Annotated in this window: 14 protein-coding genes; 2 read left to right on the top strand and 12 right to left on the bottom strand. The window is 48.5% G+C overall.

Going from position 1 to position 13528, the window contains the following annotated elements; genetic code table 11:
* Nucleotides 1-50: 50 nt before the first annotated feature.
* The 3 genes from C7R91_RS01950 to C7R91_RS01940 are packed head-to-tail and all read right to left on the bottom strand — an operon-like array spanning nucleotide 51 to nucleotide 2285.
* Nucleotides 51-773 carry an amino acid ABC transporter ATP-binding protein gene (locus C7R91_RS01950; protein ID WP_047068168.1) on the bottom strand — a complete coding sequence of 241 codons (723 nt, stop codon included), beginning with the start codon at nucleotides 771-773 and terminating at the stop codon, nucleotides 51-53.
* The gene (locus tag C7R91_RS01945; protein WP_047068619.1) at nucleotides 766-1425 is read right to left on the bottom strand and encodes an amino acid ABC transporter permease; all 660 of its coding nucleotides are present in this window, start codon (nucleotides 1423-1425) and stop codon (nucleotides 766-768) included. The genes C7R91_RS01950 and C7R91_RS01945 overlap by 8 nt, the downstream gene beginning before the upstream one ends.
* A 53-nt stretch (nucleotides 1426-1478) precedes the next feature.
* The gene (locus C7R91_RS01940) at nucleotides 1479-2285 is read right to left on the bottom strand and encodes a transporter substrate-binding domain-containing protein (RefSeq protein ID WP_047068170.1); all 807 of its coding nucleotides are present in this window, start codon (nucleotides 2283-2285) and stop codon (nucleotides 1479-1481) included.
* Between the two features lie 243 nt (nucleotides 2286-2528).
* On the opposite strand from C7R91_RS01940, the gene C7R91_RS01935 reads away from it, so the two are divergent.
* Both C7R91_RS01935 and C7R91_RS01930 read left to right on the top strand, forming a co-directional pair.
* Nucleotides 2529-3662 (top strand): M20 family metallopeptidase, encoded by a 1134-nt coding sequence (locus C7R91_RS01935; protein WP_047068172.1) that lies wholly within the window; start codon nucleotides 2529-2531, stop codon nucleotides 3660-3662.
* A gap of 128 nt (nucleotides 3663-3790) precedes the next feature.
* Nucleotides 3791-4213, top strand: a complete 423-nt coding sequence (locus C7R91_RS01930) for an RDD family protein (protein WP_047068174.1) — start codon at nucleotides 3791-3793, stop codon at nucleotides 4211-4213.
* 96 nt (nucleotides 4214-4309) lie between these two features.
* On the opposite strand, the gene C7R91_RS01925 is transcribed toward C7R91_RS01930, so the two are convergent.
* The 9 genes from C7R91_RS01925 to def form a co-directional block, all read right to left on the bottom strand.
* Nucleotides 4310-4774, bottom strand: coding sequence for a protease complex subunit PrcB family protein (locus C7R91_RS01925; protein WP_047068176.1), 465 nt, complete (start codon nucleotides 4772-4774; stop codon nucleotides 4310-4312).
* Between the two features lie 388 nt (nucleotides 4775-5162).
* A complete protein-coding gene (rpe, locus tag C7R91_RS01920; protein WP_047068178.1) occupies nucleotides 5163-5813 on the bottom strand; it encodes a ribulose-phosphate 3-epimerase in 651 nt (216 codons plus the stop codon).
* Complete coding sequence (rsgA, locus tag C7R91_RS01915) at nucleotides 5807-6697, bottom strand: ribosome small subunit-dependent GTPase A (protein WP_047068180.1); 891 nt, start codon at nucleotides 6695-6697, stop codon at nucleotides 5807-5809. The genes rpe and rsgA overlap by 7 nt, the downstream gene beginning before the upstream one ends.
* An 18-nt stretch (nucleotides 6698-6715) precedes the next feature.
* Nucleotides 6716-8698 (bottom strand): Stk1 family PASTA domain-containing Ser/Thr kinase, encoded by a 1983-nt coding sequence (gene pknB, locus C7R91_RS01910; protein WP_047068182.1) that lies wholly within the window; start codon nucleotides 8696-8698, stop codon nucleotides 6716-6718.
* Nucleotides 8699-8703: 5 nt separating this feature from the next.
* The gene (locus tag C7R91_RS01905; protein ID WP_047068184.1) at nucleotides 8704-9459 is read right to left on the bottom strand and encodes a Stp1/IreP family PP2C-type Ser/Thr phosphatase; all 756 of its coding nucleotides are present in this window, start codon (nucleotides 9457-9459) and stop codon (nucleotides 8704-8706) included.
* 4 nt (nucleotides 9460-9463) lie between these two features.
* Nucleotides 9464-10534, bottom strand: coding sequence for a dual-specificity RNA methyltransferase RlmN (rlmN, locus tag C7R91_RS01900; protein WP_047068187.1), 1071 nt, complete (start codon nucleotides 10532-10534; stop codon nucleotides 9464-9466).
* Between the two features lie 211 nt (nucleotides 10535-10745).
* Nucleotides 10746-12092 (bottom strand): 16S rRNA (cytosine(967)-C(5))-methyltransferase RsmB, encoded by a 1347-nt coding sequence (gene rsmB / locus C7R91_RS01895; protein WP_047068189.1) that lies wholly within the window; start codon nucleotides 12090-12092, stop codon nucleotides 10746-10748.
* A gap of 3 nt (nucleotides 12093-12095) precedes the next feature.
* Nucleotides 12096-13046, bottom strand: coding sequence for a methionyl-tRNA formyltransferase (fmt, locus tag C7R91_RS01890; protein WP_047068191.1), 951 nt, complete (start codon nucleotides 13044-13046; stop codon nucleotides 12096-12098).
* A 4-nt stretch (nucleotides 13047-13050) separates the two neighbouring features.
* On the bottom strand, nucleotides 13051-13527 hold the full coding sequence (gene def / locus C7R91_RS01885) for a peptide deformylase (RefSeq protein ID WP_015891995.1): 477 nt from the start codon (nucleotides 13525-13527) through the stop codon (nucleotides 13051-13053).
* Between the last annotated feature and the right edge of the window lies 1 nt (nucleotide 13528).

Here is a 13528-nt window from a genome sequence, read left to right as displayed (position 1 = left end):
TCGTGTCAAAGAAAAAAGCCGCTGCCTCATCGGCACTGCGGCTAGTTGTATTACCGAACCTTCTCCAAAAACTGCTGGGCACGTTCACTTCTTGGTTTTTGGAAAAACTCTTCTGGTGGCGTATCCTCCAAGAGACGACCATCATCGAGGAACAAAATACGGTCTGACACTTCTTCAGCAAAGCGCATTTCATGCGTGACGATTGCCATGGTCATTCCACTATCAGCCAGCCCCTTCATAACCTCCAAAACCTCCTTGACCATCTCTGGATCGAGGGCAGAGGTCGGCTCGTCAAAGAGCATGATTTGCGGCTCCATCACAAGCGAACGGGCAATGGCTACACGCTGCTTCTGACCACCTGACAAACGTGATGGAAAGACATCCGCTTTGTCTGCCAGCCCTACGCGCGCCAATAGCTCTCTCGCCTTTTGTTCCGCTTCAGCCGCAGACATGCCTTTTACTTTCATCGGAGCATAGGTCAAGTTTTTCAATACCGTCATATGCGGAAACAGGTGAAAATGCTGGAAAACCATCCCGATTTGCTGACGAATGCCCATCACGTCAGCTTTTGGAGCCGTGATTTCCTGTCCGTTGATTGCAATTGTACCCGTCGTTGGTGTCTCCATCAGGTTGATGCAACGCAATAGCGTTGACTTCCCCGATCCAGATGGACCGATGATGGCGACAACCTCCCCTTTTCCGATGTTCGTCGTGATGCCCTTCAATACATTCAGTTGTCCGAATGACTTCGTAATGTTATCAATCTTAATCACTGAGTCTCATCCTCCGTTCCAGTACGCGAGCTACCCAAGTCAGGATCATAACCATGACATAGTACAGGATACCGGCCATCATGTATGGCTCAAAATAGCGGAAGATGGTGCCTTTGACCACGTTCGCGTTCTGCATGATGTCTGCAAGACCAATCGTGGAAACGAGTGCGGATTCCTTCAAGAGTGCAATCGTTTCATTGACAAGAGCAGGCAAGATATTTTTGACAGCCTGCGGCAAAATAATGTCGAGCATCATCCGGTGATAAGGTACCCCAAGCGCTTTGGCCGCTTCCCACTGCCCTTTATCCACCGCCAAAATTCCGCCACGAATTGTCTCGGAAATGTACGCACCTGAGTTTAATGTAAACGTCAAAACAGCTGCTTCCAGTTGTGAAATATTGTAGCCAGTAAGCTGAGGCGTTGCAAAATACACAAAGGTCAACTGCAAAATCAAAGGTGTCCCGCGAAAAACAGAGGTATAGGCAACCGCGAGCCAGTTCAGCAATTTTACTCTTGAAATTTTAATGAGTGCGAGGATAGAGCCCCAGAAAAATCCTAATACAACCGAAATTAAGGTAACAAGTAGCGTGCCCTTTATCCCTTCCAATATGAAAGGAATATAGGGCACGATTTGTGCAAAATCCAAATTCATGCCCATTCTCCCCTCTTGCTGCTTATACAGTTATTCCTCGTTGTCTGGAGAGATTATTGACCGAACCATTTTTGAATCAGCTTGTCCATTTCTCCATTGTCTTGCATCTTTTTAATCACTTCATTAAATTTCTCTACGTGCGGCGATCCTTTTGGGAACGCAACAGCAGAGCCATTCTTTTCATTTTCTTCAATCGTGGTGAATTGCAGAGAGTCATTGTTTGCCACGAAGCCTTTTGCTACCGTGTCCTCAATAATGGCAGCATCTACACGGCCCGCTTTTACTTCTTCAACAATCTCAGGCAGCTTGTTCAGAGATGTGATCTGCAAGCCGGAAACAGTCTTTGCAAGTTCTTTTGCTGCCCCTTCCTGAATAGAACCGAGCTGTACCGCCACTTTTTTGCCAGCCAATTGCTCAGGCTTGGTCAAATTGCTGTCTTTCTTTGCTACGATCGTATTTTTCGCATCGTAATAGATGGTGGAGAAATCAGCGTTCTTCGCGCGCTCAGGTGTTGCTGTCATGCCCGCCATAACGAAGTCTGCGCGATTCGTTTGCAGTGCCGGAATAAGCCCGTCAAAGTTCATGTCGTTGATTTGCAGTTCGTAGCCGAGCTCTTTTGCAATGTATTTCGCGATATCAATGTCAAAGCCGACAATCTCATCTTTTCCGCTGCTCAGATCGTGATATTCATACGGCTTATAGTCAGCAGAAGTAGCCATGACCAATGTTTTCTTGTCGCCAGCAGAAGGCGCAGGTGCTTGTCCTGTTGCCGTCTGATTGCCTGTGCCGCATCCAGCGATCACGACTGCCGCAAGCATGGAAGTAAGTGCCAGAGAAATAAATGATTTTGTTTTCTTCATGATGAACCCCCGTTGTTATGATTTTTACGCATAAAGCAGTCTATTCGTAGCATTAATTTGCATGAAAACTTATATTTATGCATCACAATGATTATTTTACTCATAATCTGAACAATTTCAATCATTTTTTACTTGCATTTTAAATGCGGAATATACAGAATTTTATATACAAATCTTTATTTTTGTGGCAGAAAAGCAAACAAGGCTTTATAGTGCTAGTAAAAGGATTTACAGGAGGCTGACATGGAGAAAAATTGGACGTCCTATTTTCGGCAGCAGCTCCCAGAAATTATCGAGGAACTGCGTACATATGTAGAGATGGAAACACCCACCCATAACAAGCAAGCTGTCGATCGATTAGGCAGCCTGATCGCAGAACGCTTTCGCCAATTAGGATGTCGGGTGGAGACCTTGCCACAAGAGCAATACGGAAATCAACTGCGAATGGAGTATGGAGATGGCGATGAACAAATCCTCATTCTCGGTCACTTCGATACCGTAAAAGAGATTGGAACATTAGCCGTTGAGCCTTGTCGTGAGGAAAATGGCCGACTCTATGGGCCTGGTACCTACGACATGAAAGCAGGAATCGTTTTTAGCTATTTCGCCCTGCGCGCCATGATGGAACATAATCTTTCGCCCAAACATAAACTCGTCTTTTTTTGGAACACCGACGAAGAGATTGGCAGTGTTTCCTCCGAAATGCTCATTAGAGAGGAAGCAAAAAGAAGTAAATATGCATTGGTACTGGAGCCCGCAGCGGGAGATGGCTCTTTGAAAACAAGCCGCAAAGGCGGCGGAGACTTCATTCTAAAAGTAACAGGCCGCGCTGCACATGCAGGCAATGATCACGCCAAGGGGATCAATGCGATTGCTGAGCTGGCTCACCACGTCCTCGCTATTCAATCGTTTACGAATTATGAAGCGGGCACAACCTTGTCTGTCGGTACCATTACAGGCGGAAGTGCATCGAACGTCGTGCCTGACTTTGCCATGACAGAAATTGATGTTCGTATCCAAAGCCGCGAGGAAAGCGAGCGTATTACCCGATTGATGAGTCAGCTGACCCCTGTCCATCCGGAAGCCAAGCTGTTCGTGGAAGGGGGAATCACCAAGCCTCCTATGGAACGAACTGCTGGTACCGAGCAACTGTTCTTGCATGCTCAGGAACAAGCGCGTCTGGAAGGTTTTGAATTGACGGAGCAAGGTGTAGGCGGAACAAGCGACGGAAACTTCGCAGCTGATGCTGGAACACCAACGCTTGACGGCTTGGGACCTGTTGGTGATGGAGCCCACGCCTCCCATGAGCATATCGTCATTGACGCTATTCCTGGCAGGATTGCCGTCATGCTCCGGATGTTTTTAACCTTGTCATAATAAATTTACAAGTGTATAATTTTATGGAAAATTAAGGCTCCGTCTAGTTAACGACGGAGCCTTATCTGCACTATTTTCGAATGGGCGGTCATATATATTCCTATTCGAACAACAAGGAGAGGGAAAACATGGAATCAATCACCACATCGCCAAGCAATCCCGTAGGATTTTGGCGCCGGCTCGGTGCCGGGCTGCTAGATGCAATCATTGTCGGACTACCGCTACTGCTGATCACCTATATCATAACAGGCAATACCGAAGACAATCTTGTTACCAATATCATCTCCTCGCTGTACAGCCTCCTTGTGCCTGTATTTTGGCATGGCTATACGGTGGGCAAAAGAATTGTCGGTATTCGCATCGCCCGACTCGATGGAGAGCCTGTAGGAATCGGAACCATGCTGTTACGCAACTTGGTCGGAGGGATCGTGTACGTCATTACACTCGGTCTTGGTGTCATCGTCAGCGCTATCATGATTGCTGTTCGTCAGGATAAACGCTCAATCCATGATTTGATCGCCGGTACGTATGTAACCTCGAATCAGCCTTAAATTACCATTCATCTTGCATAGAGAATAGCATGTCCCCTACTAAAAAAGACCGGATATAAGCATCCGGTCTTTTTTCACTTCTATCCATCAAGCACTTTATTGGAACAACACCTTATCAGTTTTTGCATCCATAAACACCATTGTTGTGTAAGGCGGTAGGCTTGCCCGTACAATGATATAAGGTGTGTGCACCGCTGGCATTACAATGTCTTCTGGAGCAGGATTTGTCAGCTCTACATAAACCGTGAGCATTTCCCATCCTTGCTCTGTTCCAACAACCTTCAAACTATAGCCAGAGGTAGGCATTTCACCACGGGAGACCACATACAGATCGCCTTGGCGATGTACCCCCTTCTTCGCTTTTACTTTTCCTACGAATGCTCGTTCAGCCGCTGACAATGTACCTTCTTTTTCGATAGATAATTTTTTCGTTTGTACGTCTACTTGAGAAGCCTTAACCGACTCCGAATGTTTTTGTTCAGCGTGAACAGCAGTTTGTGAAAATGGCAGAATGGTGAGAATGGTGAGAACCGCTACGCTGTTTTTCCATAACGATTTCATACTTGATCAACTCCTGAATTTTTTAGACGGCAACAACATTTCTTGATACTGGCCAGTATCTCTCAGATAGGAAATATTTACCACTATCCGGATGATTTGATTTAATCATTATATTTATTAAAAAGCAATATTTTCCAAAATGTTTTATTTTTGTTAATTAACCTTTACCGCATACCACTTATAATCCTTGTTAAACCAGGAATAATTCGATTTTATTTTATTTGTAGCATGAACTATAATTATTCTTTTATTTTTATTATTAATTGATTTATCATACGATTAATTATAATATTCAAATTATTCCGAGCGGAATATAAACAGAGGAAAGCACAAAAAAGCTGACGCCGATTGCATATCGTCGTCAGCTTACAGCAGCTAAGCGTTATTCTTACTGTCCACGAATCGCAGCGATCGCTTGACCGCGATTTTCCTGATTGAATACCGCGCTTCCCGCAACGAGAACAGTGGCTCCTGCTTCCTCGCACAAACGTGCTGTTTGTGCATTGACCCCACCATCGATTTCGATTTCCACATGCCCCAAGCCACGCTCGTTCAGCATTTTACGCAACTGGGCAACCTTTGGTACAACGCTGTGAATGAATTTTTGTCCACCAAAACCAGGGTTCACTGTCATGAGGAGAACCATATCCAAATCAGCAAGGACTGGCTCGATCGTGGAAATCGGTGTTGCCGGGTTCAATACCACTCCCGCTTTCACACCTTGCTCCTTGATCAAGTACAGCGTGCGATGCAGATGACGGCATGCTTCCTGATGAACCGTAATCCAGTCCGCCCCACTTTTCGCGAATTGCGGAATGTAGCGATCTGGTTCTTCGATCATCAAGTGTACATCGAGAGGCAGCTTGGTCACTGGGCGAATCGCCTCCACAATCAGAGGGCCGATCGTAATGTTTGGAACGAAGTGTCCATCCATTACATCCACGTGAATCCAGTCTGCTCCTCCTTTCTCGACATCGAGAATTTCGTCACCCAGACGGGCAAAATCAGCAGATAGGATAGAAGGTGCGATTTTTACCATGGTTTGTTCCTCCGTTGGTATTCTTTTAGCTCTTCGCGAAATTGTTTGTAGTGCTCGTAGCGCTGTTCACTGATCTCTCCAGCCTCCAGCGCGGCCTGAACAGCACAAGCTGGCTCGCTTACGTGAAGACAGCCACGGAACTTGCATTCCGAGCTGCGATCGGCAAAGTCCCGGAAGGATTCCGCCAGGTCAAGCTCGGAGAAATCGATAAATTCCAGTGAACTGAAGCCCGGTGTGTCTGCCACATAGCCGCCGCCCGCAAGCGGAATCAGCTCGACATGACGAGTTGTGTGCTTTCCGCGTCCGAGCTTTTGGCTGACATCTCCTGTCTGCAGGCTGACACCCGGAAACAGCATGTTGATCAAGGAGGATTTGCCTACCCCTGACTGACCGGCAAAAACCGAAATACGGTCCCGCAAAATCTCACGCACGTCCTCCACACCGCGTTCATCCGCCGTTGAGGTCGGAATCACGCGGTACCCGATCGCTTCGTACTTCTCCACGATTTCGGTTACCTCTTCTTCCGACACTTGATCGGCTTTGGATAATACAATCACAGAATCAATCCCTGCATGCTCCGTGTGCGTCAGGAACTTGTCCAACAGCAACGGACTGAACATCGGCTTGTACATCGAAAAGACAAGTACCGCCTGATCCACATTGGAAATGGGCGGACGAACCAACTCATTCGTCCGTTCGCCCACCTCCATGATATAGCCTTCTTCCTCATTGATCACATCGTAGACGACCCAATCCCCAACCAGTGGGTTTACTTTTGCATCTTTTTTCTTGAAGAGCCCTCGTGCACGGCAACTGTAGATTCGCCCTTCGTCGGCTACATAATAGAAACCGCTGAGCGCTTTCACAATCCGTCCTTCTGGCATTCATGTCCCTCCACTACACTATGGCAAGCTGCTATAGGAAATCGAATACTTTTGTGCCTCCATAAAGTTGTTCATGTTCGGCCCTTTCACCAACAGCCTGATCAACGCATCTTTTTGAGGCGACACTACGTATTGCACGTTGTATTCTTTGCTTTCAGAAACAGTCTCAGTCTGCACAACCTTCGTACCGGTGGCATCCGTTACTTCGATTTGCACTTCCAATGTATCACCCGGCATTACATCGAGATAGACAGGCGAAGTCCCGGTCTTGGCGTCCTGCGGGAATTGTCCATTGCTGACCTCAAGCGGAACCGCTACACCCTTTTGCACATCCATTCCCGGATCGTATGGGTGAGTGCTGAGAACAATGCCTGGTTTGTCGGTCGTATAAGTAGGCACTTCGGTGATTTTCCCGACAGACAATCCTCTCTTGTACAATTCTACTTGTGCAGCTTCTACCGATATATTCCGGACATCCGGCATTTTCACGAAGGCTTTTCCTTTACTAATCGTGACCGTCACATTTGTTTTAGTCGGGAAGACCTTTTCATTTGCGGCTGGAGACTGCTTGATAACCGTCCCTACCTCAGCCTTGTCATCCTCTTCTTCTACGAAAGTGACATTCTCCAGTTTGAAACCATTGCTTTTCAATGCTTCCTCTGCTGTTGCTCGCGGCAACGTAACCAGATTTGGCATGTTGATCTCTTGTTGTCCTTTGCTTACAAACAAGGTCACAACGGAATTTTCCTTTAACCGCATGGGAGGTGCAGGGTCCTGGCGTATCACCATTCCCTTTTCTATCGTATCATCTGCCTCTTCGACGATACGGGCAACCAGCTTGGCATTCTGAATCTCCTTCTCCGCGAGTGACACTTCTCTACCCTCCACATGAGGTACATTCACCTCTGGAACGGACGGGAACAAATTCAAGAGTAAGTTAAATCCGAAGAATGCCAGTACGAAAAACAGTCCGATACCGCCTATCCACAGCAGCGCTTTGACCCACCATTGTTTCTTCGCTGGTTTGACATCCTCTTCTTCTGTGCGCTGTTCATAGCGGCTACGCCCCGCTCCTCCGGTTTTGCCATTGGTGTGGCCTTCGAGCATTTCAGGTGTGATGATCGGCACCACTCGCGTCATCTCTTCATCCACCGGGAACGTTAGCTTTTCTTCGTTTAATCGTTCTGGGAACAAGCAGGTCTCCAAATCTTCTAGCATTTCACTCGCGGATGCGTATCTGAGAAATGGATCCTTTACCAGCGCTTTCAAAATGACATTTTCCACACTCTGTGGAATAGCCGGATTGACCTGACGCGGCTCTGGAAGCGGCTCCTGCAAATGTTTGAGCGCCACTGATATAGGCGAATCACCAGAAAACGGAAGTTCACCCGTCACCATTTCGTACAAGACGATCCCCAGCGAGTAAATATCGGATTTTTCCCCGGTAATCCCACCGCGTGCCTGCTCTGGCGAAAAATAATGGACAGAGCCAAGCATCGCATTTGTATGCGTAATCGTTGCGGAAGTAACGGCTCGCGCAATCCCGAAATCCGTAACCTTCACCCGACCATTTTTTCCAATCATAATGTTATGCGGCTTAATATCTCGATGAATGATCTGGTTTTGATGCGCATGATCGAGTGCATCGCAAATTTGCTCGGCGATCCGCACTGCCTCTTCTACCGGCAGCGCACCACGTTGAATAATGACCTCTTTCAACGTATAGCCTTCTATGTACTCCATCACCATGTAATGGGTATCGCCATCCTGACCGACATCATACACCCCAACCACATTGGGGTGAGATAAGCTCGCCACTGCCTGCGCTTCACGTCGGAAACGATTGACGAAATCTTCGTCCGTACCAAACTGTGAACGCAACACTTTGACTGCCACTGGACGATTCAAAATTAAATCTTTGGCCTTGTATACAATGGCCATACCGCCCCCACCGACGCGGGATTCTATTTGGTATCGTCCTCCCAGTCGTTGACCTTCCATCTCTCTCACCCCTCTTTCTGACCGGCATCAAGCGTATTTCGTACGGCAACCAGCGTTATGTTATCTTCCCCACCGGCATCCAGTGCTTCCTGCACCAAACCGTCCACCTTCGCTTGTAACGATATCTGTTTCTGTAAAGTTTCTTCTATAGAAGGATGACTGACTTTGTTGCTCAACCCATCTGAGCAAATCAAGACGACATCACCCTCTGACCATTCAAACTGCCCAAGATCAATGAGCACATCCGGTTCTGTCCCGAGCGAGCGCATAATAACGTTGCGGTGAGGGTGGACAGAAGCCTCCTCGGCTGTAATCTGTCCACTTTTCACCAGCTCATTGACAAGGGAATGGTCTTCTGTTTTCATGACCAGTCCGTCTTGGTTGTAAAAATACAGACGGCTGTCGCCAATATGCGCGGTAATCACGGAGGACTGGTCGAACAAGGCAGCAACCACGGTTGTGCCCATACCACTGCACTCCGGATGTTCAGTCGCATATTCATAGACTTCTTTATTTGCAAGCAGGACGGCGTTCATCAATTGCTCGCGCACGTCCTCTGCTTCAAGGTCCCCATCTAGGTGACGCAGTTCTTTTACTATTCGCTCAACAGCTAGGCGACTGGCGATATCACCAGCCTGATGGCCACCCATACCATCTGCTACAATGGCGAGCACGCGTCCGTTTAAATCGGTCACACAGGCATAATAGTCCTCGTTAACCTGACGAACGCGGCCAACATGGGATTTCATCGCGATTTCCATGGCATCACCCCACGGTTTCTTTAGCGTGTTGTGCCCTCAATTGTCCGCAAGCAGCAGCAATGTCACTGCCTTGCTCGCGTCTGATGGTCACATTGATTCCTTTTTCCTCTAAAATGCGTTTGAACTGAAAAATCTCATTGCGTGGCGTGCGCACATAATCACGCTCTGGTACGTAGTTCACCGGGATCAGATTCACGTGACAAAGCATATCGCCAATGAGTTCGGCCAGCTCCTCTGCATGCTCGGGCTGATCGTTTTTCCCGCCGAATAGACCGTACTCAAAACTGATACGGCGCCCTGTCTTGTTAATGTAATGGTGGCATGCTTCCATCAGCTTAGCGAGCGGGAAGCCGCGGTTGATCGGCATAAGCTGGCTTCTCAGCTCCGTGTTTGGAGCGTGCAGAGAAATCGCCAGGTTCACTTGCCCGCCTCGTTCAGCAAACTCGTAAATCTTCGGTACAATTCCACTGGTGGAAACCGTAATGTGACGAGCACCGATATTCAAGCCACGGTTATCGTTGATGACGGACAAGAACGCCATCAAGCTCTCGAAGTTCTCGAATGGCTCCCCGATCCCCATCACGACAACATGACTGACACGCTCACCTTCCGCATCCAACCTGCGTTGTGCCGTCAATACTTGAGAGACGATTTCACCTGCATCCAGGTTACGCTTTAGTCCACCTAGTGTAGATGCACAAAACGTACATCCGATACGGCAGCCCACCTGTGTCGTGACACAAATGCTGTTTCCGTAGTTATGACGCATAATTACTGTCTCAATCGCATGTCCATCGACAAGCTGGAACAAAAACTTGATCGTCCCATCCTGCGACTCCTGATGCGTGATTTCCTTGAGTGGCTCCATGCGGAATGTATCCGCCAGCTTTTGGCGCAGCTCCTTGGACAAATTGCTCATCTCGTCAAAAGAAGTGACGCGCTTTACATATAGCCAGTCAAAAATTTGTTGCGCACGAAATGCTTTGTCGCCGGCACTAACCAGCCATTCCTTCATTTCATCTTGCGTCAAACTGTAAATAAGCGGCTTTGCGCCAGTAAATGTCGTTAATGGCATTCTATCTCCACATCCTCAAAATCATTGCTTGCCTAAATCCATTCTATCATTGTACCTCGTGGGGCGTCTCGCTTCAAACGGTTTTGACATCCAGATTCATAAATGCGTCACTTTTCCTAGTGTAAACCAATCTGAGCGCCCTCAAACAAAGGCAAAGGAGTGGCATTTTCCACCTGCTGGTGCGCCACCCCTTGTTTGTACGTCCATTTCCTTATCCTCTTCGTTTCAATCGCGCGATAAAGAATCCATCACTCTCGAAATGATGAGGCAAAATTTGTACGCAGGCTCCGGTTTCATCGACATGCTTTCTGACAGCCTCAGGCAGGTCTTGTGCCAGTGTATCATCGAATACGAAATCAGGGTGTTCTTCGACAAAACGGCGAACAATCTCCTGGTTTTCTGCTGGCTCAATCGTACATGTGCTGTAAACCATGACACCACCCTGAGCAAGCATCGGCGCCAATGTCTTGAGCAGTTCATACTGTAACTGAGCAATCGCACGGACATCTTCCGGCGTTTTGTTCCATTTAAGATCAGGCTTGCGACGAATCACGCCAAATCCGGTACATGGCGCATCCAGCAGGATTCGATCGAAAGTTCCCAGCGCTTTTTCAGGTAGGTCCAGTGCATCGCTAACGATTGGCTCGATGATCGTAATCCCGAGTCTTTTCGCTGCACTCGCAATCAGATCGCGTTTGTGCGGATGCACGTCACTCGCGATGATTTGCCCACGGTTTTCCATCATTTCCGCTATGTGCGTTGTTTTTCCACCCGGTGCCGCGCAAGCATCCAGTACGCGCATGCCTGGTTCGGCAGCAAGAGCTGGTGCTACGAGCATAGAGCTCTCATCCTGAATCGTGAAGTAGCCTTCCTTGAACAAGCGTGAGCCTGCTGCATGTCCGCCCTCCATCAGAATCGCATGAGGACTGACCGTCGACGCTTGTCCCTCCAGCCCTTCTTCCGCCAGCTTGTCCAGCAATTGATCCTTCGTCGTTTTCCATGCATTGACTCGGACAGAGCTATGCGGCGTTCTGTTGTTGGCTTCGCAAATCGCAATGGTCGTCTCTTCGCCATATACCTCAAGCCACTGACGCACAAGCCATTCTGGATGAGAATGGGCTACGGCGATTTGCATGGCACGGTCGCCTTTTGGCTGACGCCCCCACACATCCGGCTGGCGCAACACATTGCGCAAAACACCGTTGACCATCGAAGCAATCCCTTGATGACCGCGTTTCTTGGCAATTTCAACTGCTTGGTGTACAGCAGCGCGCTCAGGAATACGGTCCAAAAAACGAATTTGATACAAGCTGAGACGCAACAAATTGCGGACCCAGATCTGGACCTTTTTATTCCCGACAAAATGGGACAGAACATGATCCAGCGTCAATTTGCGCTGAATGGTACCGTACACAAGCTCTGTCACCAACCCAGCATCTGCTGCACTGAGATTTTCCCGGTCCAGGACATTGCGCAGCTCAAGATTGCTGTAGGACTTATGTTCTTCTACCCTGTTCAAAACATCGAGGGCGATATCGCGAGCTCCCTTTTTTGCCACGGACTATTCTCCTACCTTTGTGCCGATTTCAATGCTGCTGCCCGCTCCACGCAAAAAGTCGAGTGCGCTCATACGTTTTTTGCCTTCTGGCTGCAATTCGGTTATTTTCACTGCGCCGCTACCGCAAGCGACAACGATACCGTCTTCCTCGCGGGCGATGATTGTTCCCGGCTCTTTTCCTTCACCGGACATAGGCATCTTTTCTACCCACCACAACTTCCAAATCTTGCCTTCGCATGTAGTAAATGCGACTGGCCACGGATTCAAGCCGCGGACTTGGTTGTAAATCTGTTCCGCAGAACGGCTCCAGTCAATTTTTTCGTCTGTACGCTTGATATTCGGGGCAAAAGTCGCTGCCGAATGATCCTGTTGCTCTGCTACAAGCTCACCAGCCAACAGGGGCGGAACGGTGGCAATCAACAGCTCAGAGCCTGCCGCAGCCAATTTGTCATGCAAAGTTCCCACGGTATCGCGCTCCTCAATCGGAACGACTACCTTGGACAGCATATCCCCTGCATCGAGCGCTTCCACCATGTACATGATGGTCACGCCTGTTTCCGCTTCTCCCTCGACAATCGATTTATGAATCGGGGCACCCCCGCGATATTTTGGCAAAAGAGAGGCGTGCACATTGATGCAGCCATATTTCGGGGAATCGAGCAGTTTCTTAGGCAAAATTTGTCCATACGCCGCGGTAATGATGAGATCAGGCTCGAGCGCCAACACTTCATCAAGCGCTTCCTCTGCCTTGATTTTCTCCGGTTGCAATACCAAAAGCCCATGACGCAAAGCCGCCTCCTTCACGGGGGGCGGCGTCAGTACTTGCTTGCGTCCAACGGGACGATCGGGTTGTGTTACGACTCCAATCACGTTGTAACCTGCTTCGAGCACAGCCGTAAGACTCGATACAGCAAAGTCAGGCGTACCCATAAACAGGATGCGAGCATCTTTCAAATGGTTATTCCCCTTCCTGGTTCGGGTTTACTTTGTACACCTTGTCAGCTACATCGATAAAGAGGACGCCGTTCAAATGATCGATCTCGTGTTGAGCGCAGCGTGACAACAGGTCGTCTGCCTCGAGCTCAACCACATTCCCGTTACGATCATGACCGCGCAGCTTGATCCACTTGTGGCGACGAACGTCTCCTTGCAGGCCAGGAATGCTTAGGCAGCCTTCTGGATAATCGTATTGCTCCCCTTCATGCTCGATGATTTCCGGATTGATCATTTCAATCAGTCCATCACCGCAATCCATCACGATGACACGCTTGGAGATGCCCACTTGTGGAGCAGCCAAGCCTACACCGTCTGCATCGTACATCGTGTCTGCCATATCATCAAGCAGCTTGTGCAAGTTGGAATTAAATTTGGTTACGACCATTGCCTTTTCACGCAAAATCGGATCTGGATGTTTTACAATTGTGCGAATCGCCATG

The organism is Brevibacillus formosus (assembly GCF_003013405.1).
GTDB classification, from domain to species: domain Bacteria; phylum Bacillota; class Bacilli; order Brevibacillales; family Brevibacillaceae; genus Brevibacillus; species Brevibacillus formosus.
The sequence above is the reverse complement of the archived record's forward strand: the minus strand, read 5'-3'. Positions and strand labels throughout refer to the sequence as shown.